Here is a 663-nt window from a genome sequence, read left to right as displayed (position 1 = left end):
AGGGGATATGGAAAAGCATCACCTTTATCAGACTCGCGTTGGCAAACCTGATCTTCCTTTTGATGATTGCCGTGTTTTACTTTGCGTTTACCTACACTGGCGAAGGACGACCTGTTATCGAGAAAGAATCAGCTTTGGTTATGAACCTTTCTGGTCCCATCGTGGAACAGCGTCGTTATGTCAATCCAATGGACTCAGTCGCAGGCTCTCTTTTAGGTAACGAGATGCCAAAAGAGAACGTTTTGTTCGATATCGTGGACACCATTCGCTACGCAAAAGACGATGCCAAAGTCTCTGGCTTGGTATTGGCACTGCGCGATCTCCCAGAAACGAACTTAACGAAACTTCGTTACATTGCTAAAGCGTTAAACGAGTTTAAGGCATCAGGTAAGCCAGTTTACGCGGTGGGTGACTTTTACAATCAGAGCCAATATTACTTAGCAAGCTACGCCGATAAAGTGTACATGGCGCCTGATGGTGGCGTACTGATTAAGGGCTACAGCGCTTACTCTATGTATTACAAAACTCTGCTAGAGAAGTTAGACGTATCCACTCACGTTTTCCGAGTCGGTACTTACAAATCGGCTATCGAGCCGTTTATTCGTGACGACATGTCGGATGCGGCAAAAGAGTCTGCCACTCGCTGGGTCACTCAGTTGTGGA

The 663-nt window shown here is 46.5% G+C and carries 1 protein-coding gene; it reads left to right on the top strand.

Annotated features, from left to right (window positions below; all coding sequences use genetic code 11):
- Positions 1–663: S49 family peptidase (locus R7R24_RS27490; RefSeq protein ID WP_318120237.1), on the top strand; the 663-nt coding region annotated here is incomplete at both ends.

The organism is Vibrio sp. 704 (assembly GCF_033339295.1).
The sequence above is the reverse complement of the archived record's forward strand: the minus strand, read 5'-3'. Positions and strand labels throughout refer to the sequence as shown.